Annotated in this window: 1 pseudogene; it reads right to left on the bottom strand. The window is 57.3% G+C overall.

The annotated features are described in order from the left end of the window. Nucleotides 1-248 (bottom strand): annotated as a pseudogene (gene mtnA, locus MXD62_RS09285) (S-methyl-5-thioribose-1-phosphate isomerase); the annotation flags it as partial.

Here is a 248-nt window from a genome sequence, read left to right as displayed (position 1 = left end):
GCTCGAATGCGGTCAGCCGCGCTCCCTGCAGCACCGGTCTTGTTTCATCCGCATACACCTTCAGGTTCCAGCCGCGCTCTTTTGCCAGATAGAGCGGTGCCGTCGCCGTTCCATAAGCAGCTGTTGCCAGCGCCCCCGGATTGCAATGGGTAAGAATGCCCATGCCATCCTGCAAAAGGGTCAAAAGATGCTCTCCGATCGTACGGCATACCTGTTCGTCTTCCAGTTGGATCGCCAATGCTTCATCC

The sequence above is a fragment of the Frankia sp. Mgl5 genome, assembly GCF_023242985.1.
Lineage (GTDB): Bacteria > Actinomycetota > Actinomycetes > Frankiales > Frankiaceae > Parafrankia > Parafrankia soli.
This window is presented reverse-complemented; position numbering and strand designations above follow the sequence as displayed.